The organism is Streptomyces sp. NPDC048211, assembly GCF_043202315.1.
Classification (GTDB): Bacteria; Actinomycetota; Actinomycetes; order Streptomycetales; family Streptomycetaceae; genus Streptomyces.
The window spans coordinates 138,771-163,828 of record NZ_JBIDAD010000014.1; the positions used below are offsets into that span (position 1 = coordinate 138,771).

Consider the following 25,058-nt stretch of genomic DNA (forward strand, 5'->3'; position numbering starts at 1 on the left):
GTGACCTCTTGCGCAACGCACAGTGACATGAGGTCACTCCGCGTAGCAAGCCGCCGTGCGATGCCGTGGCGCCGCCGATCGAGTGCCTTCTTCGGCCCCCTCCCGAAGGTTCCGGACTTCCTCGCGGGAGTCCGGCCCCAGGGCTCGCCACAGTACTCCATTCGGGCCATGTGGGTGGACCGCCGCGCCGCCGAACTTCTCGTCCGGCACGGGAGTTGAGGTACCCACTCGGAGGCGGGATGCCCGCAACGCGTGTCCTGCTTCACAGAATCACCGTAAGCGGAACTATCGGCTTCGCTCAAATGTCCCTTGTTGTTGCATGGTGGGAGAGATGTCAATCAAGGGCTGGAAATGGTGCAGAAGCCGGAAAGCGACACAGAACCCAAAGAAAGGCGGATAGATCTGAGCCTGCCCCAGGTGGCGGGGAGTGCGGTCGCGGCGGTCGCTGCGGCGGTGGCGGCCTCCCAGCTGGGTGTGTACGGGACGATTCTCGGCGCCGGGGTGATGAGCATCGTGGCCACCTGCGGCGGCTCGGTGTTCCAGCACTTCTTCCGCCGCACGGGCGAGCAGATCCGCGAGGTGACGGTCCAGGTGAAGCACCCGGGCCGCGAGGTCACCGTGCACTCGCGCCAGACGCGTGACGGCGGTGACCCGGACGCGCCATGGGTGACGTCCGGGACGCGGGTCGCGCTGCGTGACGCGGCCGGATCCGCCGATGCCACCGCGATGCTGCGCCCGCTGGATGCCACGACCGTCCTGCGGCAGGTGGACCCATCGGTGCGGAGTGGGATCCCGGCGCAGCAGGACGCCGACGCCACTGCCGTCCTGCCGCCGGTGGACGCCACGACTGTGCTGCGCAAGGTGACCGCCGACCCGGACCGTACCCAGCTGATCGAGTCGCTCGACGGAACCCGGCGGCTCACGGCGGCGCCCGCGGTACCGGCTGCGTCGCCGGACGAGGAGTTCACGCAGGCGACCACGCACGGCACCCGCGTCCGCGGCTGGAAGCGCTCGGCCATCGGGGCCGCCGTGGTGTTCGTCGTCTCGATGGCCGGGATCACCACGTTCGAGCTGGTCTCCGGGAACGACCTGAGCGGCGGCCACGGCACCACGGTCGGCTCCGTCGTGCGCGGCGAGCGGGGCTCGGGTTCCTCCGACCCGGCGCCGTCCACCGGCACCGGCCCGGAACAGGACGCCACGACGCCCGGCCAGGACAACGGCACGGCACCCGGCACGGACTCGCAGGACGCCGGCGGACAGAGCGCGAGCCCGGAACCGGACCGGGACGGCGCTTCCTCGGCCGACCCGACGCCCACGCCCACCCCGTCGGATTCCGCCGGGGACGGTACGGCTCCGGCTCCCGCGCCCAGCCCGACGCCCACCGGCGACAGCGGCAGCTCCGCACCCGACCCGACCGGTACGGGCAGTGCTCCGGCGCAGGAGGACCGCGCACCCGCCGGCACGGACACCGGGGAGTGAGCGGGCGCGGCCGGCAGCGGGCCGCGACACGGCCGGCCTCCGCCCATGACCCGGGCGGAGGCCGGCCGCGTCGCGGCGGGGACCGAGGTCAGTCGCCCAGCACCCGGCGCAGATAGTCGTTGGCGAAGAGCCGGTCCGGGTCCAGCCGGTCCCGTACGGCGGTGAACTCGCCGAAGCGCGGGTACACACCTGCCAGGTACTCGGCGTCACGGGTGTTGACCTTGCCCCAGTGCGGACGCCCGCCGTGCGCGGTCATGATCCGCTCGACCGCCGTGAAGTACGCCTGGTAGGGCGTGCCCCGGTACAGGTGGACGGCGATGTACGCGCTCTCCCGGCCCGAGGCCGTGGAGAGCGCGATGTCGTCCGCGGGGGCGGTGCGCAATTCCACCGGGAAGCTGATCCGCAGCGGTGAACGGTCCACCATCGCCTTGACCTCGCGCAGCGCCTCGACGGCGGCCTCGCGGGGCAGGGCGTACTCCATCTCCACGAACCGCACGCGGCGCGGGCTGGTGAACACCTTGTACGGGATGTCGGTGTACGTACGTGCCGACAGGGCCCGGCTGGAGAGCTTCGCGATCGAGGGGATCGTGGCGGGGACCGCCCGGCCGAGCGAGCAGGCCACCTGGAAGACGCCGTTGGAGAGGAGTTCGTCCTCGATCCAGCCGCTGACCTTTCCGGGCGGGGCCGCGGGGCCCGCACTCCGGTTGTTGCGCTTGGTGTTGCAGTTGCCCGTGTGCGGGAACCAGTAGAACTCGAAGTGTTCGTTCTCGGCCACCAGCTGATCGAAGTCCGACGTGACCTGGTCGAAGGCCATCGGCTCCTCACGGGCCGTCAGCAGGAAGACCGGTTCCACGGCGAAGGTGATGGCCGTGATGACGCCCAGCGCGCCGAGCCCGATCCGCGCCACGGCGAAGATCTCGGGGTTCTCGGTCTGCGAACACGTCAGCACCGTGCCGTCCGCGGTGACCAGTTCCAGGGCGCGGATCTGCGCGGATATGGACGCCGAGTCGCGGCCGGTGCCATGCGTACCGGTCGAGGTGGCCCCGGCGACCGTCTGCTCCATGATGTCGCCCATGTTGGTGAGCGAGAGCCCCTCGCGGGCCAGCGCGGCGTTGAGCCGCTTCAGCGGGGTGCCCGCCTCGACGGTCACCGTCATCGCCGCCCGGTCGATCTCACGGATGCCGGTGAGCAGGTCGGGGCGGATCAGCAGCCCGTCGGTGGCCGCGGTCGCCGTGAACGAATGGCCGGTGCCGACCGGCTTCACCTTCAGACCGTCGTCGGACGCCTTGCGCAACGCCTCGGCGAGCTCGTCCACGGAGGCGGGGGACACGGCCCGTACCGGACGGGCGGTGACGTTCCCCGCCCAGTTACGCCACGCGTTCGTCGTCGTCCGTGCGTAGGTGTCGGTCATCTTCCCCGCGCCCTTCCGTAGGAACCGGCCCTGTGAGCCGGCGGTACCCCAGGAGCGCCACCGCGGCCGCGAGCGCTCCCGCCACGGCGGGCACCGCGTACCCCGCCTCCGCCCCGGACGCGTCGACCACCCAGCCGGCGGCCGAGGAGCCGAGCGCCACGCCTACGGCGAGCCCGGTGCTGGTCCAGGTCATGCCCTCGGTCAGTCTGGTGCGCGGTACGTGCTGTTCGACGAGGGCCATGGTGGTGACCATCGTCGGTGCGATGGCGAGGCCCGCGACAAAGAGCGCCACGGCCAGGAACGGAAGGCTCCCGGCCAGTTGGAGGGGGATCATACTCACGGCCATCGCACACACTCCCGCCAGCCACCTCGTGGACGCCTTCCCCTTCAGGCGCAGCAGGCCGAACACCGCCCCGGCAAGGCAGGAACCCAGCGCGTACACCGCCAGCACCAGGCTCGCGGCGGCCTTGTGGCCCTGCTCCTCGGCGAAGGCCACCGTCACCACGTCGACCGCGCCGAAGATCGCCCCGGTCGCCACGAAGGTGACCACGAGCACCTGAAGACCGCGCGAGCTCAGTGCGGAGCCCCGGGTGTGCCGGGCGTGCGGGTGCGGCACCGGTTCGGTGGTCCGCTGGGCGGTCAGCCAGAAGACGCCGACCAGCAGGAACCCGGCGGCGAGCAGCGGGCCGGCCTCCGGGAACCAGGCGGTGGAGAGCCCGATCGAGATGATCGGGCCGAAGATGAAGCACACCTCGTCGACGATCGACTCCCACGCGTACGCGGTGTGCAGCTGCTGGGCCGAACCGCGGTAGATCTCCGCCCAGCGGGCCCGGACCATCGATCCGACACTGGGCACGCAGCCCGCGCCCGCGGCGAAGACGAACAGCGTCCAGTCGGGCAGCCCCTGCTGGGCGCAGACCAGCAGCCCGGCCACGGCCGCCAGCGCGACGAGCGTCACCGGACGCAGCACCCGGCGCTGTCCGTGCCGGTCCACCAGCCTGGACACCTGCGGCCCCACCACCGCGGCCGACATCGCCAGCGTCGCGGACAGCGCGCCCGCCAGCCCGTACCGGCCGGTCAGCTGGGACACCATCGTCACCACGCCGATGCCCATCATGGACAGCGGCATCCGGCCGAGGAAACCGGCCGAGGAGAACCCCTTGGAGCCGGGGGCGGCGAAGATCGCGCGGTAGGGACTGGGCAAGGGAGAGCTCCGATACGGCGCGCTACACGCGGTGTCAGGGGTGAACGTGGCCGATACAGCTTACGGGCGGGCGGGTGTCCCCGACAGCGGGATTCCCGGTGGGGCCGCGGGGCGGATGTCGGTGGGAACGGGGCCGGGGGCGGGTGGCAGGATCGGTGTCATGTCCGATCTGCGCGATCCCGCTCCCTACGACGCCCTGCTGCTGCTCTCCTTCGGAGGCCCCGAAGGACCGGACGACGTGGTTCCGTTCCTCGCGAACGTCACCCGTGGCCGGGGAATCCCCGAGGAGCGGCTGAAGGAAGTCGGCAAGCACTACTTCCTCTTCGGCGGAGTCAGCCCGATCAACGGCCAGAACCGGGCGCTGCTCGACGCCCTGCGCAAGGACTTCGCGGAACACGGACTCGATCTGCCCGTGTACTGGGGCAACCGCAACTGGGCGCCCTACCTGACCGACACCCTGCGCGAGATGACCCGGGCCGGGCACCGCCGCATCGCCGTCCTGGCCACCAGCGCCTACGCCTCGTACTCCGGCTGCCGGCAGTACCGCGAGAACCTCGCCGAGTCGCTGGCCGCGCTGGAGGCCGAGGGGCTGCCCGTGCCACGCGTCGACAAGCTGCGGCACTACTTCAACCACCCCGGCTTCGTCGAGCCGATGGTGGACGGGGTCCTCGCCTCGCTGGCCGAGCTGTCGCCGCAGGAGCGGGCGGGCGCGCACCTCGCCTTCACCACGCACTCCATCCCCACCGCGGCCGCGGACACCTCCGGCCCCGTGGAGGCGCACGGCGACGGCGGTGCCTACGTCGCCGAGCACCTGGACGTGGCACGGCTGATCGTGGCGGCGGTGGCCGAGCGGACAGGCGCCGAGTACCCCTGGAAGCTCGTCTACCAGTCCCGCAGCGGTGCCCCGCACATCCCGTGGCTGGAACCCGACATCTGCGACCACCTGGAGGCGCTGCACGGCGAAGGCGTACCCGCCGTGGTGATGGCACCGATCGGTTTCGTCTCGGACCACATGGAGGTCCTCTACGACCTGGACACCGAGGCCACGGCGAAGGCGGCCGAGCTCGGGCTCACGGTGCGCCGCTCCGCGACGGTGGGTGACGATCCGCGGTTCGCGGCGGCCGTGCGCGACCTGGTGCTGGAGCGCGCCGCCACCGAGCAGGGGCTCGGCCGGGAGCGGTGCGCGCTCGGGTCGCTCGGGGCGAGCCACGACCTGTGCCCGGTCGGCTGCTGCCCCGCCCGGGCGCTCAAGCCGGCCGCCGCGGGCGCCGACAGTCCCTACGCGTGACCCGCCACCGCCGACCTGCCCCGTCCCCCCTCACCCCCTTGGGAGCGCCGTGACCGACCCCCTGCTGTCCGAACTGCTCGACCTCGCCCTGGACGTCGCCCGCCGCGCCGGTGCCCTGCTGCGCGACGGCCGTCCCGCCGACCTGGGGGTGGCCGCGACCAAGTCCAGCCCGGTGGACGTCGTCACCGAGATGGACATCGCCGCCGAGAAGCTGATCACCGGCTTCCTGTCCGAGCGCCGCCCGCAGGACGGCTTCCTCGGCGAGGAGGGCGCCAGCTCCGAGGGCAGCAGCGGCGTCCGCTGGGTGATCGACCCGCTCGACGGCACCGTGAACTATCTCTACGGCCTGCCCACGTGGGCCGTCTCCGTCGCCGCGGAGCGCGACGGGGAGCGGATCGTGGGCGTGGTGGAGGTGCCGATGCGCCGGGAGACCTATCACGCGGTCCTCGGCGGCGGTGCGCACGCAAAGGGCGGGGCGTTCGGGGACGGCGCCCGGCTGCGGTGCCGGCCGGCACCGCCGCTCGACCAGGCGCTCGTGTCGACCGGCTTCAACTACGTCGCCGACGTCCGCGCACACCAGGCGGACGTGGCGCACGTCCTGATCCCGCGGCTGCGGGACATCAGGCGCGGTGGCTCCGCGGCGATCGACCTCTGCGACGTCGCCGCCGGCCGCCTCGACGGCTACTACGAGCGCGGCCTGCACCCGTGGGACCTGGCCGCGGGCGACCTCATCGCCCGGGAGGCCGGCGCGCTCACCGGCGGTCGCCCCGGGCTGCCCGCCGACGGCGGACTGACGGTGGCCGCGGCGCCGGGCGTCTTCGAACCCCTGCAGGCCCTGCTGGAGGAACTGGGAGCCTGGCACGACTGACCTGGGCCCGAGGTGCTCCCGGCCCGCGAGAGCCGCTCAGCGGGGCACGGGCGCACCGGAGGGAACCGAGAAGGCCCCGCGGATGCCGAGAGGCACCGCGGGGCCTTCCCATGACGGCTCAGACGCTTGTGGCGCCGATGTGAACACCGTGCTCGGCAGCGAGGCGGTGCAGGTCGTCCAGCTCGCCCTGCTCGACGTCCGCAAGGAAGTCGTCGCCCGTCTCGCGGGCCTTCGTGAGGTCGGACTCGGTGGTCTGGATGCGTTGCAGCAGACCTGCGGTGAAAGCGTCCATGAAGCGCCCCCTCATCGTGGGTCGGTGGCACGGGGGTGTGCCCGGGTTTCCCTCCGCCGAGGCGGTAGGGCGGGTGATCACGCACTCTCCGGGGGACGGAGGGGCCTGTGGCACGCCACATACAAGACGTGATCGCGGGTGTGAATTCGTCCTCCCCGGCCCAACCCTCAGAGAAACCTCAACTGGCCCGGGAATCCTTCGAATTCCCGGAAGCCGCAGGTCGGCCCGCGCCGCCTTACCGCCGGTTTATACGTGTTACGGGCAGGATGGAGCCGCGCAGACCGTGCCGAGGTGCGGTCCGGGTGGGACCACGTGTCTGTCCGGACGCTCCGCCGGTCCGCTTCGAACGGTATGAAGCTCGGCTGTGACGTTCTGTTGTGCAGTTCTGTTGTGAAGTTCTAAGGAAGGAAGCGCCGTGCGCGTACTCGTCGTGGAGGACGAGCAGCTGCTCGCCGATGCGGTGGCCACCGGACTGCGCCGTGAGGCCATGGCCGTCGATGTCGTGTACGACGGTGCCGCGGCCCTGGAGCGCATCGAGGTCAACGACTACGACGTCGTGGTCCTCGACCGGGACCTCCCCCTGGTCCACGGCGACGACGTCTGCCGCCGGATCGTCGAGCTGGGCATGCCGACCCGGGTGCTCATGCTCACCGCGTCCGGGGACGTCAGCGACCGCGTGGAGGGCCTGGAGCTCGGCGCGGACGACTATCTGCCCAAGCCCTTCGCCTTCAGCGAGCTGACCGCGCGGGTCCGGGCCCTCGGCCGCCGGACGACCGTGGCCCTGCCGCCCGTCCTGGAGCGCGCGGGGATCAAGCTCGACCCCAACCGCCGCGAGGTCTTCCGCGGCGATCAGGAGGTGCAGCTGGCTCCGAAGGAGTTCGCGGTGCTGGAGGTCCTGATGCGCAGCGAGGGCGCGGTCGTCTCGGCCGAGCAGCTCCTGGAGAAGGCCTGGGACGAGAACACCGATCCGTTCACCAACGTCGTCCGGGTCACCGTCATGACCCTGCGGCGCAAGCTCGGCGAGCCGCCGGTGATCGTCACGGTTCCCGGCTCCGGATACCGGATCTGACGCCGGTGCCCATCGTTCCGCCGACCGCGGCGCCCCCCAAACCCACCTGGGAGCCCAAGCAGCAGGAGCCCCCGTACCCCTGGCTGCGTCCGACCATCCGGATACGGCTCACGCTGCTCTACGGCGGCATGTTCCTGATCGCCGGCATCCTGCTGCTGTCGATCATCTACATGCTGGCCGCCCAGGCCCTGCACGACGGCAATGAACTGCCCTTCAAGATCGTCAACGGACAGGTGACCAGCGAGGTCTGCAGCCTGCCCGACAAGGCGTCCCCGGACAGCTTCAACGCCGCGGTGGCTGCCTGCTTCAACCACCAGCGCCAGCAGGCGCTCGACACGCTCCTGAACCGCTCGCTGCTGGCTCTCGTCGGCCTGAGCGTCATCGCCTTCGCCTTCGGCTACGCCATGGCGGGGCGGGTGCTCGCGCCGCTGGGCAGGATCACCCGCATCGCCCGCAGGGTGGCCGGAACCGATCTGTCCCGCCGCATCGAACTGGACGGGCCGGACGACGAGCTCAAGGAGCTCGCCGACACCTTCGACGACATGCTGGACCGGCTGGAGCGGGCCTTCACCGCGCAGCAGCGGTTCGTCGGGAACGCGTCGCACGAGCTGCGCACCCCCCTGGCGATCAACCGCACGCTGCTGGAGGTCCACCTCTCCGATCCGCAGGCGCCCCAGGAGCTCCAGCAGCTGGGCAAGACACTGCTGGCCACCAACGAACGCAGTGAGCAGCTCGTGGAGGGCCTGCTGCTGCTCGCCCGCAGCGACAACCAGATCGTCGAGCGCAAGCCCGTCGACCTGGCCGAGGTGGCCTCCCGTGCGCTGGACCAGGCGCGGGGCGAGGCGGAGGCCAAGGGCGTGGAGATGCGCGCCACGCTGACCCCGGCCGTCGTCCAGGGCAACGGTGTCCTGCTGGAGCGGATCGCGCTGAACCTCGTACAGAACGCGGTGCGCTACAACGTCCCGGCGGACGGCTGGGTCGAGGTCCGTACCGAGCTGCTGCCGGGGCAGGCCCTGATGGTCGTCACGAACACCGGACCCGTGGTGCCGGCCTATGAGATCGACAACCTCTTCGAGCCCTTCAGAAGGCTGCGTACGGAGCGGACGGGCAGCGACAAGGGGGTGGGTCTCGGCCTGTCGATCGCACGCTCCGTGGCGCGCGCTCACGGCGGCCGTATCATCGCCGAGCCCCGCGAGGGCGGTGGTCTTGTGATGCGCGTCTCACTGCCTGTCTGAGAAGCTGGGCGCGGCGGAATGTGCACGGATTATTTTTGTTCGCTTTGAGCGGAATTTTCGGGACTCGCTCCCGGAGAGGCCGTGTGTGATCGATCACAGGAGCGATTTTCCGCCCGTCCACGCTCCGTGATCAGGGATCCCTCCGGAAAACCGGCAAAAGTCGGGTTTTCGGGGGCCGATATCACGGGAAGTACACGGGGTGGCGCTGGCAAACGGTGCCGCCGGGACCGTGTACGGTCCCCATCGCCACCCAAGCCGATCACTCTCGAGCGGTCCTTTTGGGTGTCGATTGAGTAACAGACCTTGATGTGAGGCAAAATCTCCGCCTCGGGTCGGGCACAAGTCCGGCCTCTCACGCGTTACGTGCGCTGAGACACCGCAGACACCCAGAGGGGGAGAGCGACAATGGCAACGGATTACGACACCCCACGCAAGACCGACGACGACGTCGATCAGGACAGCCTTGAAGAGCTCAAGGCTCGCCGGAGCGACAAGACGGCTTCCGCCGTCGACGTCGACGAATTCGACGCGGCCGAAGGACTGGAGCTGCCCGGCGCAGACCTGTCCAACGAAGAGCTGGCCGTAAGGGTCCTGCCCAAGCAGGCCGACGAATTCACGTGCATGAGCTGCTTCCTCGTGCACCACCGCAGTCAGCTGGCCCGCGAGAAGAACGGCCAGCCGATCTGCCGCGACTGCGACTGAGGTCCGGTCGGCCGTGGCAGGGGACACACCGTTCCGGAAGCGGCGCACCCGGCGCAAGGAAGGGCCGGAGGCGCAACAGGGCGGTACAGGCCCGGCAGAGGGCGTAGCAGCGCCTGCCGAGCGGTCCGCCCTGCCACCCACGCCGGGCGAACAGGACGACGAGCGGGGCCGGTCGGCCTCGCTCGAAGCAGTCGAAGCGGCTGTGGCCGCCATCGAGGCGGCTGCGGAAGTCGACGCGGCCGACAGGGCCGGACAGGTCGACAGGACGGAGCCCGTGACCGGGGCAGGCCGTCTGAAGTCAGTGAAACGGGGCGTACGCAAGGGCGGGGAGAGCGCCAAGGCGGCGATCGGTCATATCGCCGACCTGATCATCGATATCGCTCCCCGCGTCCCTGTGCGCGACCTCGCCACTCTGCGCAGGCAGTTCCCGGGCCTGGGGCCCGAGGAGATCGCCGACCGGCTCATCGCCGGCGCGAGCAGGGCCACCGCGACCGTTGGCGCCGGAATCGGCGCGGCGGCCATGATGCCCGTGCCGCCGGCCATGCTGGCCGAGCTGGCCGCGGAGATCACCGGTGTGGCCGCGATCGAGATGAAGCTCGTCGCCGAACTGCACGAGGTCTACGGACAGCGCCCGCCGGGCGGTATCGGACGGCGCTCCAACGCCTACCTCACGTCCTGGACGGAGGAGCGCGGCATCGACGTCACCCACCCCACGACGGTCAACGCGGCGCTCGGCGGCCAGATGAAGCGCGAGCTCCGCCAGCAGATCATGAAGCGCACCGTGCGGGATCTGCCCAACCTCATCCCGTTCATGATCGGCGCCGCCGTCGGCGCGATGATGAACCGGCGCGACACCAAAAAACTCGCCGAGCGGATCAGGAAGGACCTGCGCAAGCGCCAGGTCCCCTGGGACCGGCTGACGGAACTGCCGCCGCTGGAGCGCCCGGAGCGCCCGTACACCGCCCTGCCCGGGGATCCGAAGGGCCTGGAGGGCTGAGAAGCCCGGTGCGGGCCGCACGAGACCTGCGCGGTCCGCGCGAGACCTGCAGAGCCCGCGCGAACCGGCCGGGGCCCGGGTCAGGCCGCCGGGGCCGCCGCCTTCAGGGCCGCCGCGAGCGCCTGCGGCTCGCGCGTCGACAGATAGACGTACGGGGTCGGGTCCTGCGGGTCGGTCACCTCCACGCGCACCGCGGTGGGGATGTAGCTGCGCAGCAGCATGAACGCCCGGGTGTCCGCCTTGTACGAGCGCCAGGCGCGTGCCTCCTCGGCGCCCAGCACCTCGGCATCGCCGAGCGCCGACACGGGGATCCGCGCGTCGCCCGCGACGAGGGCGCCGGCCACCACCCGGATCCGGGCGGAGCCGTACGAGCTGACCGCCACCGCCGACAGGGCGGTGCCGCCCGCCAGCCCGGCGAGCAGCGGCAGGGTGCCCAGTGGCAGGAGCATCAGCGCACAGGCGATGCCGACCAGGACGGCGATCAGCCACCACGAACGGGGTGCGGTGAGACGTTCGTCGAAGGGCGGGGTGGAAGGCTGCATGGACCCAAGCTTGGCACGGCGCGACCTGCGGGTACCCGCGCGGGTAAGGTCTGCGCCTGTGAGTGGAACATCTGCGGCTCTGAAGCCCCCGGCCGACGCGGTGAAACCGGTCCGGCACCCCGACGCCCCGGCACCCGGCGAGCTGCTGGGCGCGCACTACGAACACTGTTTCGGATGCGGCGACGGACAGCCGCACGGGCTGCACCTCCAGGCGCGGGCCGGCGAGGGTGTCGGCGTCACCGCCGAGTTCACCGTGCAGGCCGCCCACCAGGGCGCTCCGGGCCTCGCTCACGGCGGCGTGCTGGCCACCGCCCTCGACGAGACGCTCGGCTCGCTGAACTGGCTGCTGCGCGTGATCGCGGTGACCGGACGGCTGGAGACCGACTTCGTCCGCCCCGTGCCGGTGGACACCGTGCTGTTCCTGGACGCCGAGGTCACCGCCGTGCACGGCCGGAAGATCTACTCCCGGGCGACCGGCCGGATCGGCGGCCCGGACGGGCCCGTGGCGGTCCGGGCCGAGGCCCTGTTCATCGAGGTCAAGGTCGACCACTTCATCGACAACGGCCGCCCGGCGGAGATCCGGGCGGCGATGGCCGATCCCGACCAGGTCAAGCGGACCCGTGCCTTCGAGGTGAACCCGTGATGCGCCATCCCGTCGATGTCCTGATCCGCCGGGTCGACCCGGACGTGCCGATTCCGGCCTACGGGCACCCGGGCGACGCCGGGGCGGACCTGGTCACCACCGAGGCCGCCGAACTGGCGCCGGGCGAGCGGGCCGTACTGCCGACCGGGGTTTCGATCGCCCTGCCGGACGGGTACGCGGCGTTCGTGCACCCTCGGTCCGGTCTCGCCGCACGCTGCGGAGTCGCCCTCGTGAATGCTCCGGGGACGGTGGATGCCGGGTACCGTGGAGAGATCAAGGTGATCGTCATCAATCTCGACCCGCGCGAGTCCGTGCGGTTCGAGCGGTTCGACCGGATTGCCCAACTGGTCGTGCAGCAGGTCGAGAAGGTGCGCTTCCACGAAGTGTCGGAGCTTCCCGGTTCGGCGCGGGCCGAAGGGGGCTTCGGGTCCACCGGCGGTCATGCCGCCGTTGATGTTGATGGCGTCCGGGGCGGGGTTCCCCAGGGCGGGAACAGCTACGCTTCGGTCGAATCCGACCGGGAAGGAAAGTGACGTGTTCGGACGTCGCAAGAACAGTGGTTCCGCCGATGACACGGCGGACGAAGCGCGCGAGGCCGAGCAGGTCGTCGACGAGCGGGATGGCGCCGAGAGCGGATCGCGCCGGACGAACCTTCCGCCGGCACCGCGGCCGGACGGCCCGTGGGACATCGACGAGGTCTCCCAGCCCGGCGAGGGCAGGGTCGACCTGGGCGGCATCTTCGTGCCCGGTGTCGAGGGCATGGAGCTGCGCGTAGAGGTCGCCGGTGACGCGATCGTCGCCGCCACGGTCGTGCTGCGCGACAGCGCGATCCAGCTGCAGGCCTTCGCAGCCCCCAAGAAGGAGGGCATCTGGGGCGAGGTCCGCGAGGAGATCGCCTCCGGTATCACCCAGCAGGGCGGCATCATCGACGAGGTCGAGGGCCCGCTGGGCTGGGAACTGCGTGCGCAGGTCCCCGTACAGCTTCCCGACGGGGCGAACGGCGTGCAGATGGTGCGCTTCGTCGGTGTCGACGGTCCGCGCTGGTTCCTGCGCGGAGTGATCTCCGGACAGGGTGCCGTGCAGCCGGAGGCCGCCGGCCTCCTGGAGACGGTCTTCCGGGACACCGTGGTCGTCCGCGGCGACGGCCCGATGGCGCCGCGCGACCCGATCGTCCTCAAGCTCCCCAACGACGCCCAGATGGTCCCCGAGGGCGTCCAGCAGGAGGAGCAGGAGGGCTCGAAGTTCTCGGGCGGCATGGCCGGCCTGCAGCGCGGTCCCGAGATCACCGAGGTGCGCTGACCCGCACCCCGTAAGCACCGGCCGGTGGCCCGTACCCCCTCGAAGGGGTACGGGCCACCGGCTTCTGTGCGTCCGGGGGCGGAGCAGGGCGCCGGCGGCCCGTATGGGGCGCGTATCGGGCACGTACAGGCGCCGTCAAGGCCGCGCCCGTCCCCGTATGGAAGCCATCAACGCAGGTCACGGAGGTGCGGGAGGGAGGTTTGCTCAGGAGGTCCGAGAAATCCGCACCTCATCCAGGAGCACCCGATGGCCGACCTGGCCTTCGTCGTCACCACGATCGCGGTCTTCGCGCTGGTGGCACTCATTGCCAAGGGGGTGGCGAAGCTGTGACTGCCGAAAACGTGGTCGGCCTCGTCGTCGCCGTAGCCCTGCTGGGCTATCTCGTCCTCGCCCTTCTGTACCCGGAGAGGTTCTGAGCCCGATATGAGCCCCGTCCTCGCCGGCGTGCTCCAGGTACTCGCGCTCGTCGTGGCGCTGGGTCTGGCGTACCGCCCGCTCGGTGACTACATGGCCGGCGTCTACTCCTCCCCGAAGCATCTGCGGGTGGAGAAGTGGATCTACAAGGCCATCGGCGCCGATCCGAACACGGCAATGCGCTGGCCCGCCTATCTGCGCGGCGTCCTCGCCTTCTCCGCCGCGAGCGTCCTCTTCCTGTACCTGCTGCAGCGGCTCCAGGGCTCGCTGCCCGGTTCGCTCGGCTTCGCCTCGATCGACCCCGATCAGGCGTTCAACACCGCGGCGTCGTTCGTCGCGAACACCAACTGGCAGTCGTACTACGGCGAGCAGGCCATGGGCCACGTCGTGCAGACCGGCGGCCTCGCGGTGCAGAACTTCGTGTCGGCATCCGTCGGCATCGCCGTCGCGGTGGCACTCGTCCGCGGTTTCTCCGCCACCCGCAGCGGTGAACTCGGCAACTTCTGGTCCGACCTGGTGCGTGGCACCGTACGGATCCTGCTGCCGATCGCGGTGATCGGCGCGCTCGTGCTGGTCGCCTGCGGAGCGATCCAGAACTTCTCGGGTATCCACGAGGTCGGGCAGTTCACGGGCGGCTCACAGCAGTGGAACGGCGGCGCGGTCGCCTCGCAGGAGGTCATCAAGGAACTGGGCACCAACGGCGGCGGCTACTTCAACGCCAACTCGGCCCACCCCTTCGAGAACCCCAACGGGCTCTCCAACCTCTTCGAGATCTTCCTGATCCTCGTCATCCCGTTCGCCCTGACGCGCACCTTCGGCCGCATGGTCGGCTCGCTCAAGCAGGGGTACGCGATCCTCGCGACGATGGGCGTCATCTGGCTCGGCTTCACCGCGCTGATGATGTGGACCGAATTCGCCCACCACGGACCCGCGTTCGAGATCGCGGGCGGGGCGATGGAGGGCAAGGAGAACCGGTTCGGTGTCGGTGGCTCGTCCATCTTCGCGGTCGCCACCACCCTCACCTCGACCGGTGCGGTGAACTCGTTCCACTCCTCGTACACCGGCCTCGGCGGCGGCATCACGATGCTCGGCATGCAACTCGGCGAGATCGCGCCCGGCGGTACAGGCTCCGGTCTCTACGGGATGCTGATCATGGCCGTCATCGCGGTGTTCATCGCCGGCCTGATGGTCGGGCGCACGCCGGAGTACCTGGGCAAGAAGATCGGCACCCGCGAGATCAAGCTCGCCGCCTGCTACATCCTGATCACGCCGGCCCTGGTGCTCTGCTTCACCGCCGTCGCGATGGCCCTGCCCACGCCGGGCAACTCGATGACCAACTCCGGCGCGCACGGCTTCTCGGAGATCCTCTACGCCTACACCTCCGGCGCCAATAACAACGGCTCGGCGTTCGCCGGGCTCAACGCGGACACCCAGTGGTTCAACACCACGATCGGGCTCGCGATGCTGCTGGGCCGGTTCCTGCCCATGGTGTTCGTCCTGGCCCTGGCCGGCTCGCTCGCCGAGCAGCGGCCCGTACCGGCCACCGTCGGCACCCTCGGCACGCACAAGCCGCTCTTCAGCGGGCTGCTGGTCGCCACCATCATGATCATCGCCGGTCTGACCTACTTCCCGGCCCTCGCTCTGGGGCCGCTGGCCGAGGGGCTGGCGTCATGACCATCCGTACGAAGCAAGAGGACGCGATGTCCACAGTCACGCCGGCCCGCGCGCCGCACCAGGACACCCAGGCCGGGACCGTTCCCGAAGGGCGCGTCGGCGCCGGGCTGTTCGACCCCCGGATGCTGATCGCCTCCTTCCCCGACGCGATACGCAAGCTCGACCCCCGGACCATGGTCAAATCCCCGGTGATGTTCGTGGTGCTGATCGGTTCGGTGCTCACCACCGTGCTCGCCGTTCTGGACCCGACGGACTGGTTCGGCTGGGCGATCGCCGTCTGGCTGTGGCTCACGACGATCTTCGCCAACCTGGCGGAGGCCGTCGCCGAGGGCCGCGGCAAGGCCCAGGCCGACACCCTGCGCAAGGCCAAGACCGACACCGTCGCCCGCAGGCTGACCGGGGCGGCAGAGGAACGGATCCCCGGAACCGACCTGCGCATCGGCGATCTGGTCGTCTGCGAGGCCGGCGACATCATTCCGGGGGACGGAGATGTCGTCGAGGGCGTCGCCAGCGTCGACGAGTCCGCGATCACCGGCGAATCGGCCCCGGTCATCCGGGAGTCCGGCGGAGACCGCAGCGCCGTCACCGGCGGTACGAAGGTGCTCTCCGACCGCATCGTCATCAAGATCACCACCAAGCCCGGCGAGACCTTCATCGACCGGATGATCGCTCTGGTCGAGGGCGCGGCCCGGCAGAAGACGCCCAACGAGATCGCCCTGAACATCCTCCTGGCGTCCCTCACCGTCGTCTTCCTGCTCGCCGTCGTCACCCTCCAGCCCTTCGCGGTCTACGCCGGCAGCGAGCAGTCCATGATCGTGCTGGCCGCGCTGCTGGTCTGCCTGATCCCGACCACCATCGGCGCGCTGCTCTCGGCGATCGGCATCGCCGGCATGGACCGTCTCGTGCAGCGCAATGTGCTCGCCATGTCCGGGCGCGCCGTCGAGGCGGCGGGTGATGTCTCGACGCTGCTGCTCGACAAGACCGGCACCATCACCCTCGGCAACCGGCAGGCAGCCGCGTTCCTCCCCGTCCCGGGTGTGACGGAGGCCGAACTGGCCGACGCCGCCCAGCTCTCCTCGCTGGCCGACGAGACGCCCGAGGGCCGGTCCGTGGTGATCCTCGCCAAGGAGAAGTACGGCCTGCGCGAGCGTCACCAGGGCGAGCTCGCCCACGCCGCGTGGGTGGCGTTCACCGCCCAGACCCGGATGTCGGGTGTGGACGTGGACGGCCGCAAGGTCCGCAAGGGCGCGAGCGGATCGGTCGTCGCCTGGGTGAGGGAACGGGGCGGCAGCGTCTCCCCGGACGCGCAGGCGCTCACCGACCGCATCGCGCAGGCCGGCGGCACCCCGCTGCTGGTGGCCCGCGAGGACGCGGACGGTGCCCGGGTCCTGGGTGTCATCCACCTGAAGGACGTGGTCAAGGAGGGCATGCGCGAGCGGTTCGACGAGCTGCGCAGGATGGGCATCCGCACGGTCATGATCACCGGCGACAACCCGCTGACCGCGAAGGCCATCGCCGAGGAGGCGGGCGTCGACGACTTCCTCGCCGAGGCCACGCCCGAGGACAAGATGGCCCTCATCAAGCGGGAGCAGGCCGGCGGCAAACTCGTCGCGATGACCGGCGACGGCACGAACGACGCCCCGGCGCTGGCCCAGGCCGATGTCGGCGTGGCCATGAACACCGGAACCTCGGCCGCCAAGGAGGCCGGGAACATGGTGGACCTGGACTCCAACCCGACCAAGCTCATCGAGATCGTCGAGATCGGCAAGCAGCTCCTGATCACCCGGGGCGCACTGACGACGTTCTCCATCGCCAACGACGTCGCCAAGTACTTCGCGATCATTCCCGCGATGTTCGCCGTGGTCTACCCGGGCCTGGACAAGCTCAACATCATGGACCTGTCCTCGCCGCGGTCCGCGATCCTGTCCGCCGTGATCTTCAACGCGCTGATCATCGTCGCGCTGGTCCCGCTCGCGCTGAAGGGCGTCCGGTACCGGCCCAGCGGGGCCGACTCCATGCTCCGGCGGAACCTCTGCGTCTACGGGCTGGGCGGCCTGGTCGCCCCGTTCATCGGCATCAAGATCATCGACCTGATCATCTCCCTCATCCCCGGAATCGGCTGACCTGCCATGAACACCTCCCTCGGAAACTCCGCCCGCCTGTTCGGGGCCGGGCTGCGCGCCCTGCTCGTCCTCACCCTGGTCTGCGGCGTCATCTACCCGCTCGCCGTCACCGGCGTCGCGCAGGGCCTCATGCCCGGCCACGCCAACGGCTCCGAGATCAGCTCCCATGGCAAGGTCGTCGGCTCCGAACTCATCGGCCAGCGCTACGACCTCCCCCTCAAGAAGGGCCAGGAGACCCCGGACCCCGACCTCAGGTGGTTCCAGCCCCGCCCCTCCAACGGCCTCGGCACCAACAGCGTCAACACCCAGTACTCGCTGATCCTCTCCGGCGCGACCAACCGCTCCGGCGACAACAAGGAACTCATCGACTGGGTCACCGCCGCCAAGGCCGCCGTGGTCAAGGACAACTCCGTCCCCGGCCACCCCGTCAGCCCCTCCCAGGTACCGGCCGACGCCGTCACCTCCTCCGGCTCGGGCCTCGACCCCGACATCTCCCCGGCCTACGCCGACCTCCAGGTCAACCGTGTCGCGGCACGCAACCACCTCGACGCCGCGCAGGTCGCCCGGCTCGTCGACCAGCACACCGACGGCCGCATCCTCGGCTTCGTCGGCGAACCCCGCGTCAACGTCCTCCAGCTCAACATCGCGCTGAAGCAGCTCGCGCACGAGGCCGGAACGCGCTGAACACCCCGAATGCCCGGGTCCGGCCACCACGGCCGGGCCCGGGCATTGCCCGGCCCCGTGCCGCATGCACATACTGGCGGCCGACAGGACCGACACACGGGGAGCGACATGACCGAGAGCACTGCCGCCACGGGCACCGGCGGGGAGGGCGGCACGACCGTCGCCGAGCGGCCGATGGTCCGGATCGAGGACCTGCACCGCTCCTACGGCTCCGGGGCCGGCGCCGTGCACGCGCTGCGCGGCGTGTCCTTCGAGGTGCCGCGCGGTGAGCTCGTCGCCCTCAAGGGGCGTTCCGGCTCCGGCAAGACGACCCTCCTCAACCTGGTCGGCGGCCTCGACACCCCCGACAGCGGCCGGATCACGGTGGACGGCACGGATCTCTCCACGCTCGGCGAGAACGGGCTGCTGGAGCTGCGCCGCGACCGGGTCGGCTTCATCTTCCAGTCGTTCGGCCTGATCCCGATCCTGACCGCGGCGGAGAACGTCGGCGTGCCCCTGCGGCTGCGCAAGGCCGATCCGCGCGAGCGCGAGGAGCGGGTCTCGCTGCTCCTCTCCCTGGTCGGCCTCGCCGATCACGCCGCTCAGCGCCCCGGCGAGCTCTCCGGCGGCCAGCAGCAGCGCGTCGCGATCGCCCGCGCGCTCGCCAACCGGCCCGCCCTGCTGATCGCCGACGAGCCCACCGGACAGCTCGACGCGGAGACCGGCCTCGCGGTGATGGAACTGCTGCGCGCCGTCGTCCACAGCGAGGGCGTCACCGCGCTCGTCGCGACCCACGACGCCCAGCTGCTCGGCCTCGCCGACCGCGTGCTGGAGCTCAGCGACGGGCACATCATCGAGCACTGACAGCGGAGTTGGCGGCTTTGCACCGGGTTCCCTAGAATCGCCGCGTCGTGACTGGCGAGGGTGGATCACCACCGGGGAGCGACCCTCCACGGAGGAGCCGCCGACCGCCTGGGCGCTCCGTCGGCCCGTCCGACCTGGAGTGTCCAGTGCGCATGCGTTACGGAATGAACCCCCAGCAGGCCGCCGCCGAAGCCGCTCCCGTACATCCGGGGCGCCCGCCGCTGAAGGTGCTGAGCGGTGTCCCGTCCTATATCAACTGGCTCGACGCCCTGAACGCCTGGCAGCTCGTCCGGGAGGCGGCGGACGTGCTCGGTGTGCCGGCCGCGACCTCGTTCAAGCACGTCTCGCCCGCCGGGGCGGCACTGGCCGGTCCGGTGGACGAGGCCGTCGCGCGCCTCCACGGCGTCGATCCCGCCACCGTCGGACCGCTGACCAGCGCCTACCTGCGGGCCCGGGACGGTGACCCCAAGTCCTCGTACGGGGACTTCGCCGCCGTCTCGCACGAGGTCGACGCCGAACTGGCCGAGCTGCTCGGCCGCGTCGTCTGCGACGGGATCGTCGCGCCGGGCTATGCGCCGGGCGTGGCCGACGCGCTGAGCCGGAAGAAGAACGGCACCTTCCTCGTCATGGAGGCCGACCCGGGCTTCACCGCCCCGGCCGCCGAGTCGCGCGAGGTCTTCGGCCTCCGGCTGTCCCAGGAGCGCGACCCCGTGCCCGTGTCCGAGGAGGCGGTCGCGGACGTCGTGACCGGCGAGGTTCCGGCCGCCTCCCGCCGGGACCTGCTGCTCGGACTCGTGGTGCTGCGCCGGACCCAGTCCAACGCGGTGTGCTACCTCAAGGACGGCATGGCCCTCGGGATCGGCGCGGGTCAGCAGTCCCGGGTGGACTGCACCCGGCTGGCCGGAGCCAAGACGGACACCTGGTGGCTCCGCAGGCATCCGCTGGTGCGTGATCTCGCCTTCCGTACGGGCATCCGCCGGCAGGAGCGGATCAACTGGCAGATCCGGCTCGTCGAGGGGGACCTGACCGCCGACGAGCGCGACCGCTGCCGGGACGCCCTCGGCGGCGAGCCGCCCGAGCTGGACGCGGCGCTGCGCACCGAATGGCTCGGCCGGCTGACGGGTGTCTCCTTCGTGTCGGACGGCTCGCTGCCGTTCCGCGACAACGTCGACCACGCCCGGCGCCACGGGGTGACGTGCATCGCGGAACCGGGTGGCTCGATCCGGTCCGACGAGGTCGAAGAGGCCTGCCGCGCCCACGGCATCGCCCTGGCACGCACCGGCCTGCGGCTCTTCCACCACTGACGGCGCCCCGCCCCGCCCCGGCCGAATCGCCTCCGGCCGGGGCGGGGCGGGTTGCGGCGGCGGAGGCATCAGAGTTGCGTCAATACGGAACGCACCCACACCCCCCGCCCGATATGCCGGAAATTCACGGGGTAGTTTCGACAGTGGCTGCCGCATCGGCAGCCACCGGTCTCCGTGAGAAGATCCGGTTTCAGGAAGACAATGGGGCCATGGCGCGCGGCAAACTTCGGATCTACCTCGGTGCGGCACCCGGCGTCGGCAAGACGTACGCGATGCTCTCCGAGGCGCACCGCCGTGTGGAGCGGGGCACCGACTGCGTCGTCGGCTTCGTGGAGCACCACGACCGGCCCCGTACCGAGGTCATGCTGCACGGCCTCGAACAGATCCGGCGCCGCGAGATCGAGTACCGCTCCGCCGTCTTCACCGAGATGGACGTCGACGCCGTCCTGGAGCGCGCCCCGGCCGTCGCCCTGGTGGACGAACTCGCGCACACCAATGTGCCGGGCTCCCGCAACGCCAAGCGCTGGCAGGACGTCGAAGAACTGCTCCAGGCCGGCATCGACGTGGTCTCCACGGTCAACATCCAGCACCTGGAGTCCCTCGGCGACGTCGTCGAGTCCATAACCGGCGTACGCCAGCGCGAGACGGTGCCCGACGAAGTCGTCCGCCGCGCGGACCAGCTCGAACTCGTCGACATGTCGCCCCAGGCGCTGCGCCGGCGGATGGCCCACGGCAACATCTACAAGCCCGACCGGATCGACGCCTCGCTCTCCAACTACTTCCGCCCCGGCAATCTCACCGCCCTGCGCGAGCTGGCCCTGCTCTGGGTCGCCGACCGGGTCGACGAGTACCTCCAGCAGTACCGCGGCGAGCACAACATCCGCACCACCTGGCAGGCCCGCGAACGCATCGTCGTCGGACTCACCGGCGGCCCCGAGGGCCGTACCCTCATCCGCCGCGCCTCCCGCATGGCGGCCAAGGGCTCCGGCAGCGAGATCCTCGCCGTCTACATCGCCCGCAGCGACGGACTGACATCGGCCTCGCCCAAGGAGCTGACCGTCCAGCGCACGCTCGTCGAGGACCTCGGCGGCACCTTCCACCACGTCATAGGCGACGACATACCCTCCGCGCTCCTCGAATTCGCCCGGGGCGTCAACGCCACCCAGATCGTCCTCGGCTCCAGCCGCCGCAAGGCCTGGCAGTACATCTACGGCCCCGGCGTCGGCGCCACCGTCGCCCGTGAGTCCGGCACCGACCTCGACGTCCACATCGTCACCCACGACGAAGTCGCCAAGGGCCGCGGCCTCCCCATCTCCCGGGGCGCCCGCCTCGGCCGGGCGCGCATCATCTGGGGCTGGCTCGTCGGCGTGGGCGGCCCGGTCCTCCTCTCGCTGCTCCTCAAAGGCATGGAGAACGGCCCGGGGCTCGCCAACGACGTCCTGCTCTTCCTCTTCATGACCGTCGCCGCGGCCCTGCTCGGCGGACTGCTGCCCGCCCTCGCGTCGGCCGCCGCGGGCTCGATGCTGCTGAACTACTGGTTCACCCCGCCCACCCACACCCTGACCGTGCAGGACCCCGAGAACTTCGTCGCCATCGTGATCTTCTTCGCGGTGGCCGCCGCGGTGGCCTCGGTCGTCGACCTCGCGGCCCGCCGCACCCACCAGGCCGCCAGACTGCGCGCCGAGTCCGAGATCCTCTCCTTCCTCGCCGGAAGTGTGCTGCGCGGCGAGACCACCCTGGACGCCCTGCTGGACCGGGTCCGCGAGACCTTCGGCATGGAGTCCGTCGCCCTGCTGGAGCGGCAGAGCGACGTCGACCCGTGGACGTGCGCCGGCAGCGTCGGCCCGGCGCCGGTCGCCCGGCCCGAGGACGCCGATGCGGACATGCCCGTCGGCGACCACATGGCCCTGGCCCTCTCCGGCCGGGTGCTGCCCGCCGAGGACCGTCGTGTGCTCGGCGCCTTCGCCGCCCAGGCCGCCGTCGTCCTGGACCGCCAGCGCCTGGTCGGCGAGGCCGAGAAGGCCCGTCGCCTGGCCGAGGGGAACAGGATCAGGACCGCGCTGCTGGCCGCCGTCAGCCATGACCTGCGGACCCCGCTGGCCGCCATCAAGGCCGCCGTCAGCTCCCTGCGCTCCGACGACGTCGCCTGGTCCGACGACGACGAGGCCGAACTCCTCGAAGGCATCGAGAACGGTGCCGACCGCCTCGACCACCTCGTCGGCAACCTCCTCGACATGTCCCGCCTGCAGACCGGCACCGTCACCCCGCTGATCCGTGAGATCGACCTCGACGAGGTCGTGCCCATGGCGCTCGGCGGCGTCCCCGAGGACAGCGTCGACCTGGACATCCCCGAGACGCTGCCGATGGTCGCCGTCGACCCCGGGCTGCTGGAGCGCGCCGTCGCCAACATCGTCGAGAACGCCGTCAAATACAGCCCGGAGGGTGAGCGCGTCACCGTGGCCGCCAGCGCCCTGGGCGCCAGGGTCGAGCTACGGGTGGCCGACGGCGGCCGCGGCGTGCCCGACGAGGCCAAGGAACGCATCTTCGAGCCCTTCCAGCGCTACGGCGACGCCCCGCGCGGCGCCGGGGTGGGCCTGGGGCTCGCGGTGGCCCGCGGCTTCGTGGAGTCCATGGGCGGCACGCTGGGCGCCGAGGACACCCCGGGCGGAGGCCTCACCATGGTCCTGACCCTGAAGGCGGCCTCGGGGTACGTTCCCACCACCCCCGACCTGCCCGCGCGGGTCACCTCATGATCCGCCGCGAGCTCCGGGGCCCCCGTGCGGCACGGACGCACGGGCCTGCGTGCGGGCCCGCACGCGGAATTCCGCACCGGCCTCCGTCCAGACCTCCGTACCGACTCACGTACAGCAGAAAGGCAGGACCGCGATGACCCGGGTGCTTGTGGTCGACGACGAGCCGCAGATCGTACGCGCCCTCGTGATCAACCTGAAGGCGCGCAAGTACGAGGTGGACGCCGCGCCCGACGGGGCCACCGCGCTCCAGCTGGCCGCCGCGCGCCACCCCGACGTCGTCGTCCTGGACCTGGGGCTCCCCGACATGGACGGCGTCGAGGTGATCAGAGGCCTGCGCGGCTGGACCCGGGTGCCGATCCTGGTGCTCTCCGCCCGGCACACCTCCGACGAGAAGGTCGAGGCCCTGGACGCCGGGGCCGACGACTACGTCACCAAGCCGTTCGGCATGGACGAGCTGCTGGCCCGGCTGCGCGCGTCGGTGCGCCGCGCCGAGCCCGTCGGTCAGGACGGCGGCGACGCGGTCGTGCTCGTGGAGACCGAGGGTTTCACCGTCGACCTCGCCGCCAAGAAGGTCCATCGCGAGGGACGCGACGTGCGGCTCACCCCCACCGAGTGGCACCTGCTGGAGGTCCTGGTCCGCAACAGCGGCCGCCTCGTCAGCCAGAAGCAGCTGCTCCAGGAGGTCTGGGGGCCCTCGTACGGCACCGAGACCAACTATCTGCGGGTCTACATGGCCCAGCTGAGGCGCAAGCTGGAGGCCGACCCCTCCCACCCCCGGCACTTCGTCACCGAACCGGGGATGGGCTACCGCTTCGAGCGCGCCTGAGAGATCGCGGCCGGGCATTCCGCGGGGGCCGACGGGCCCGGCCGGGTCCCCCGTTCGAGTGAGACGGCGGCCACCCTCCAGGACCCCCGGAGACCGGTACCCTTCGGGTATGAGTGCTGTTCCTCGTTTCGAGAAGTCCCAGAAGGCCGAGCGGCCGTCCGGGCGCTTCCGGCGAATGCTCGACCGGCTTTCCAGCTCCCAGGAGGACCTGGAGTGCGAGGAGCTGGCGGAGGACTCGCAGGCATCGGGCTGCACCCGGATCTCCGAGTGCAGTGACCGGCAGATCGTGAAGGTCACTGGTACCTTGCGGACGGTGACCCTGCGACCGCGCGCCGGAGTGCCCGCCCTGGAGGCGGAGCTCTTCGACGGCACCGCGCCGCTCGACGTGGTCTGGCTCGGCCGCCGCTCCATCGTGGGCATCGAGCCGGGCCGCAAGCTCATCGCCTCCGGCCGCATCGCCATGAGCCACGGGCGCCGGGTGCTGTTCAACCCCAAATACGAACTCCGACCGCTCGGCAAGGAGTAGCCGGTGACGTCTCTCGACAAGCCGACGTCCGACACGGACCGCACCACCGACCAGCAGGAGGCCGACGCGAAGGCGGTCACCGAGGCCGCGCTCTTCGAGGCCTTCGGCGGCATCCGGGGCATGGTGGAGACGGTCCTGCCCGGACTGCTCTTCGTCACGATCTTCACCATCGACAAGAACCTCACGAACTCGGCCATCGCGGCCGTCGTGGTGTCGCTGGTGCTCGTGGCCGTCCGGCTGATCCGCAAGGACACCGTCAAGCACGCCTTCAGCGGTGTCTTCGGTGTGGCCTTCGGCGTCGTCTTCGCGAAGATGACCGGCAACGCCAAGGACTTCTACCTCCCGGGCATGATCTACACGCTCGGACTGGCCCTGGCCTACCTGATCACCACGGTGGCCGGGCTGCCGCTGATCGGACTGATCCTGGGCCCGGTGTTCAAGGAGAACCTCTCCTGGCGCACCCGCAACCCCGGCCGTAAGAAGGCCTACGCCAAGGCCAGCTACGCGTGGGGCCTGATCCTGCTCGCCAAGTGCGCGATCCTCTTCCCGCTGTACTGGTGGGCCGACACCACCCAGTTCGGCTGGGTCCTGATCGCCCTGAAGATCCCGCCCTTCCTGCTGGCGGTCTACCTCACCTGGGTCTTCCTCGCCAAGGCGCCGCCGCCCATCGACGTCTTCGCCGAGATGGAGGCCGAGGAGCAGGCCGAGAAGGCCCGTAAGGCGGCCGCCGCGGAAGTGGCACGCGGTCAGGACTTCTGACAGACGCGAGAAAGGGGGGGGGGGGGGCCCCCCCCCCCCCCGGGGGGGCCCCCCCCAAAAACCGGGGAAAGAACACGCAAACCCCGCGGCGCCCCCCCCACAGCCAACCACCACAAAAAAAAC

General features: G+C 70.9%; 24 protein-coding genes and 1 riboswitch. Of the genes, 20 read left to right on the forward strand and 4 right to left on the reverse strand.

The window, feature by feature from the left end:
- Positions 1–351 precede the first annotated feature (351 nt).
- On the forward strand, positions 352–1,479 hold the full coding sequence (locus tag ACGFZA_RS36490) for a hypothetical protein (RefSeq protein WP_385279956.1): 1,128 nt from the start codon (positions 352–354) through the stop codon (positions 1,477–1,479).
- 88 nt (positions 1,480–1,567) lie between these two features.
- Here ACGFZA_RS36490 and ACGFZA_RS36495 read toward each other — a convergent pair whose 3' ends face one another.
- Together ACGFZA_RS36495 and ACGFZA_RS36500 are read right to left on the reverse strand one after the other, a co-directional pair.
- On the reverse strand, positions 1,568–2,890 hold the full coding sequence (locus ACGFZA_RS36495) for a D-arabinono-1,4-lactone oxidase (RefSeq protein ID WP_393684864.1): 1,323 nt from the start codon (positions 2,888–2,890) through the stop codon (positions 1,568–1,570).
- Positions 2,847–4,094 carry an MFS transporter gene (locus ACGFZA_RS36500; protein WP_385279962.1) on the reverse strand — a complete coding sequence of 416 codons (1,248 nt, stop codon included), beginning with the start codon at positions 4,092–4,094 and terminating at the stop codon, positions 2,847–2,849. Before ACGFZA_RS36500 ends, ACGFZA_RS36495 begins: the two co-directional genes overlap by 44 nt.
- 160 nt (positions 4,095–4,254) lie before the next feature.
- Here ACGFZA_RS36500 and ACGFZA_RS36505 point away from each other — a divergent pair, with 160 nt between their 5' ends.
- Together ACGFZA_RS36505 and ACGFZA_RS36510 are read left to right on the forward strand one after the other, a co-directional pair.
- A complete protein-coding gene (locus tag ACGFZA_RS36505; RefSeq protein ID WP_385279964.1) occupies positions 4,255–5,382 on the forward strand; it encodes a ferrochelatase in 1,128 nt (375 codons plus the stop codon).
- A 49-nt stretch (positions 5,383–5,431) separates the two neighbouring features.
- Entirely contained in the window at positions 5,432–6,250 is an 819-nt protein-coding gene (locus tag ACGFZA_RS36510; protein WP_393684867.1) for an inositol monophosphatase family protein, read from the forward strand.
- Positions 6,251–6,368: 118 nt separating this feature from the next.
- Here ACGFZA_RS36510 and ACGFZA_RS36515 read toward each other — a convergent pair whose 3' ends face one another.
- Complete coding sequence (locus ACGFZA_RS36515; RefSeq protein WP_187285335.1) at positions 6,369–6,542, reverse strand: hypothetical protein; 174 nt, start codon at positions 6,540–6,542, stop codon at positions 6,369–6,371.
- Positions 6,543–6,957: 415 nt separating this feature from the next.
- Between ACGFZA_RS36515 and ACGFZA_RS36520 the strand changes: the two genes are divergently transcribed.
- The 4 genes from ACGFZA_RS36520 to ACGFZA_RS36535 all read left to right on the forward strand — a co-directional run bounded on the left by ACGFZA_RS36520 (position 6,958) and on the right by ACGFZA_RS36535 (position 10,545).
- A complete protein-coding gene (locus ACGFZA_RS36520) occupies positions 6,958–7,611 on the forward strand; it encodes a response regulator transcription factor (RefSeq protein WP_018551468.1) in 654 nt (217 codons plus the stop codon).
- Positions 7,612–7,616: 5 nt separating this feature from the next.
- Positions 7,617–8,846 (forward strand): sensor histidine kinase, encoded by a 1,230-nt coding sequence (locus tag ACGFZA_RS36525; protein WP_393684870.1) that lies wholly within the window; start codon positions 7,617–7,619, stop codon positions 8,844–8,846.
- 405 nt (positions 8,847–9,251) lie between these two features.
- Entirely contained in the window at positions 9,252–9,548 is a 297-nt protein-coding gene (locus ACGFZA_RS36530) for a DUF4193 domain-containing protein (RefSeq protein ID WP_003965732.1), read from the forward strand.
- A gap of 13 nt (positions 9,549–9,561) precedes the next feature.
- The gene (locus ACGFZA_RS36535; protein WP_393684872.1) at positions 9,562–10,545 is read left to right on the forward strand and encodes a hypothetical protein; all 984 of its coding nucleotides are present in this window, start codon (positions 9,562–9,564) and stop codon (positions 10,543–10,545) included.
- An 80-nt stretch (positions 10,546–10,625) separates the two neighbouring features.
- Here the strand turns inward: ACGFZA_RS36535 and ACGFZA_RS36540 are convergent, their stop codons facing one another.
- Entirely contained in the window at positions 10,626–11,087 is a 462-nt protein-coding gene (locus ACGFZA_RS36540; protein ID WP_385279976.1) for a DUF3093 domain-containing protein, read from the reverse strand.
- A gap of 58 nt (positions 11,088–11,145) precedes the next feature.
- Here ACGFZA_RS36540 and ACGFZA_RS36545 point away from each other — a divergent pair, with 58 nt between their 5' ends.
- The 13 genes from ACGFZA_RS36545 to ACGFZA_RS36605 all read left to right on the forward strand — a co-directional run bounded on the left by ACGFZA_RS36545 (position 11,146) and on the right by ACGFZA_RS36605 (position 24,935).
- Positions 11,146–11,730: a PaaI family thioesterase gene (locus tag ACGFZA_RS36545; protein WP_385279979.1), complete on the forward strand. Its 585-nt coding sequence runs from the start codon at positions 11,146–11,148 to the stop codon at positions 11,728–11,730.
- Positions 11,730–12,263, forward strand: a complete 534-nt coding sequence (dut, locus tag ACGFZA_RS36550; RefSeq protein WP_385279983.1) for a dUTP diphosphatase — start codon at positions 11,730–11,732, stop codon at positions 12,261–12,263. The genes ACGFZA_RS36545 and dut overlap by 1 nt, the downstream gene beginning before the upstream one ends.
- Before the next feature lies 1 nt (position 12,264).
- Positions 12,265–13,029: a DUF3710 domain-containing protein gene (locus tag ACGFZA_RS36555; protein ID WP_385279986.1), complete on the forward strand. Its 765-nt coding sequence runs from the start codon at positions 12,265–12,267 to the stop codon at positions 13,027–13,029.
- Between the two features lie 326 nt (positions 13,030–13,355).
- Entirely contained in the window at positions 13,356–13,445 is a 90-nt protein-coding gene (gene kdpF / locus ACGFZA_RS36560) for a K(+)-transporting ATPase subunit F (RefSeq protein ID WP_037777601.1), read from the forward strand.
- A gap of 7 nt (positions 13,446–13,452) precedes the next feature.
- Entirely contained in the window at positions 13,453–15,117 is a 1,665-nt protein-coding gene (gene kdpA / locus ACGFZA_RS36565; RefSeq protein WP_385279991.1) for a potassium-transporting ATPase subunit KdpA, read from the forward strand.
- Positions 15,118–15,143: 26 nt separating this feature from the next.
- Complete coding sequence (gene kdpB / locus ACGFZA_RS36570; protein ID WP_393684894.1) at positions 15,144–17,240, forward strand: potassium-transporting ATPase subunit KdpB; 2,097 nt, start codon at positions 15,144–15,146, stop codon at positions 17,238–17,240.
- A gap of 6 nt (positions 17,241–17,246) precedes the next feature.
- Complete coding sequence (locus ACGFZA_RS36575; RefSeq protein WP_393684876.1) at positions 17,247–17,924, forward strand: potassium-transporting ATPase subunit C; 678 nt, start codon at positions 17,247–17,249, stop codon at positions 17,922–17,924.
- Between the two features lie 108 nt (positions 17,925–18,032).
- Complete coding sequence (locus ACGFZA_RS36580; protein WP_393684878.1) at positions 18,033–18,767, forward strand: ABC transporter ATP-binding protein; 735 nt, start codon at positions 18,033–18,035, stop codon at positions 18,765–18,767.
- 37 nt (positions 18,768–18,804) lie between these two features.
- A riboswitch (ZMP/ZTP riboswitch) is annotated at positions 18,805–18,888 on the forward strand.
- A gap of 31 nt (positions 18,889–18,919) precedes the next feature.
- The gene (locus ACGFZA_RS36585; protein WP_393684880.1) at positions 18,920–20,071 is read left to right on the forward strand and encodes a phosphoribosylaminoimidazolecarboxamide formyltransferase; all 1,152 of its coding nucleotides are present in this window, start codon (positions 18,920–18,922) and stop codon (positions 20,069–20,071) included.
- Positions 20,072–20,280: 209 nt separating this feature from the next.
- Positions 20,281–22,824, forward strand: coding sequence for an ATP-binding protein (locus ACGFZA_RS36590; RefSeq protein WP_385280003.1), 2,544 nt, complete (start codon positions 20,281–20,283; stop codon positions 22,822–22,824).
- 133 nt (positions 22,825–22,957) lie between these two features.
- Positions 22,958–23,650: a response regulator gene (locus ACGFZA_RS36595; protein WP_385280006.1), complete on the forward strand. Its 693-nt coding sequence runs from the start codon at positions 22,958–22,960 to the stop codon at positions 23,648–23,650.
- 109 nt (positions 23,651–23,759) lie between these two features.
- Positions 23,760–24,176 (forward strand): OB-fold nucleic acid binding domain-containing protein, encoded by a 417-nt coding sequence (locus ACGFZA_RS36600; RefSeq protein WP_326739342.1) that lies wholly within the window; start codon positions 23,760–23,762, stop codon positions 24,174–24,176.
- A gap of 3 nt (positions 24,177–24,179) precedes the next feature.
- On the forward strand, positions 24,180–24,935 hold the full coding sequence (locus ACGFZA_RS36605) for a DUF3159 domain-containing protein (RefSeq protein ID WP_393684883.1): 756 nt from the start codon (positions 24,180–24,182) through the stop codon (positions 24,933–24,935).
- Positions 24,936–25,058: the final 123 nt, after the last annotated feature.

Bases quoted from the DNA above. Each gene is read 5' to 3' on its own strand.
- ACGFZA_RS36490 (WP_385279956.1), top strand. From the start codon at position 352: ATGGTGCAGAAGCCGGAAAGCGACACAGAACCCAAAGAAAGGCGGATA.
- ACGFZA_RS36495 (WP_393684864.1), bottom strand. From the start codon at position 2,890: ATGACCGACACCTACGCACGGACGACGACGAACGCGTGGCGTAACTGG.
- ACGFZA_RS36505 (WP_385279964.1), top strand. From the start codon at position 4,255: ATGTCCGATCTGCGCGATCCCGCTCCCTACGACGCCCTGCTGCTGCTC.
- ACGFZA_RS36515 (WP_187285335.1), bottom strand. From the start codon at position 6,542: ATGGACGCTTTCACCGCAGGTCTGCTGCAACGCATCCAGACCACCGAG.
- ACGFZA_RS36530 (WP_003965732.1), top strand. From the start codon at position 9,252: ATGGCAACGGATTACGACACCCCACGCAAGACCGACGACGACGTCGAT.
- ACGFZA_RS36540 (WP_385279976.1), bottom strand. From the start codon at position 11,087: ATGCAGCCTTCCACCCCGCCCTTCGACGAACGTCTCACCGCACCCCGT.
- dut (WP_385279983.1), top strand. From the start codon at position 11,730: ATGCGCCATCCCGTCGATGTCCTGATCCGCCGGGTCGACCCGGACGTG.
- kdpA (WP_385279991.1), top strand. From the start codon at position 13,453: ATGAGCCCCGTCCTCGCCGGCGTGCTCCAGGTACTCGCGCTCGTCGTG.
- kdpB (WP_393684894.1), top strand. From the start codon at position 15,144: ATGTCCACAGTCACGCCGGCCCGCGCGCCGCACCAGGACACCCAGGCC.
- ACGFZA_RS36575 (WP_393684876.1), top strand. From the start codon at position 17,247: ATGAACACCTCCCTCGGAAACTCCGCCCGCCTGTTCGGGGCCGGGCTG.
- ACGFZA_RS36580 (WP_393684878.1), top strand. From the start codon at position 18,033: ATGACCGAGAGCACTGCCGCCACGGGCACCGGCGGGGAGGGCGGCACG.
- ACGFZA_RS36585 (WP_393684880.1), top strand. From the start codon at position 18,920: ATGCGTTACGGAATGAACCCCCAGCAGGCCGCCGCCGAAGCCGCTCCC.
- ACGFZA_RS36590 (WP_385280003.1), top strand. From the start codon at position 20,281: ATGGCGCGCGGCAAACTTCGGATCTACCTCGGTGCGGCACCCGGCGTC.
- ACGFZA_RS36595 (WP_385280006.1), top strand. From the start codon at position 22,958: ATGACCCGGGTGCTTGTGGTCGACGACGAGCCGCAGATCGTACGCGCC.
- ACGFZA_RS36600 (WP_326739342.1), top strand. From the start codon at position 23,760: ATGAGTGCTGTTCCTCGTTTCGAGAAGTCCCAGAAGGCCGAGCGGCCG.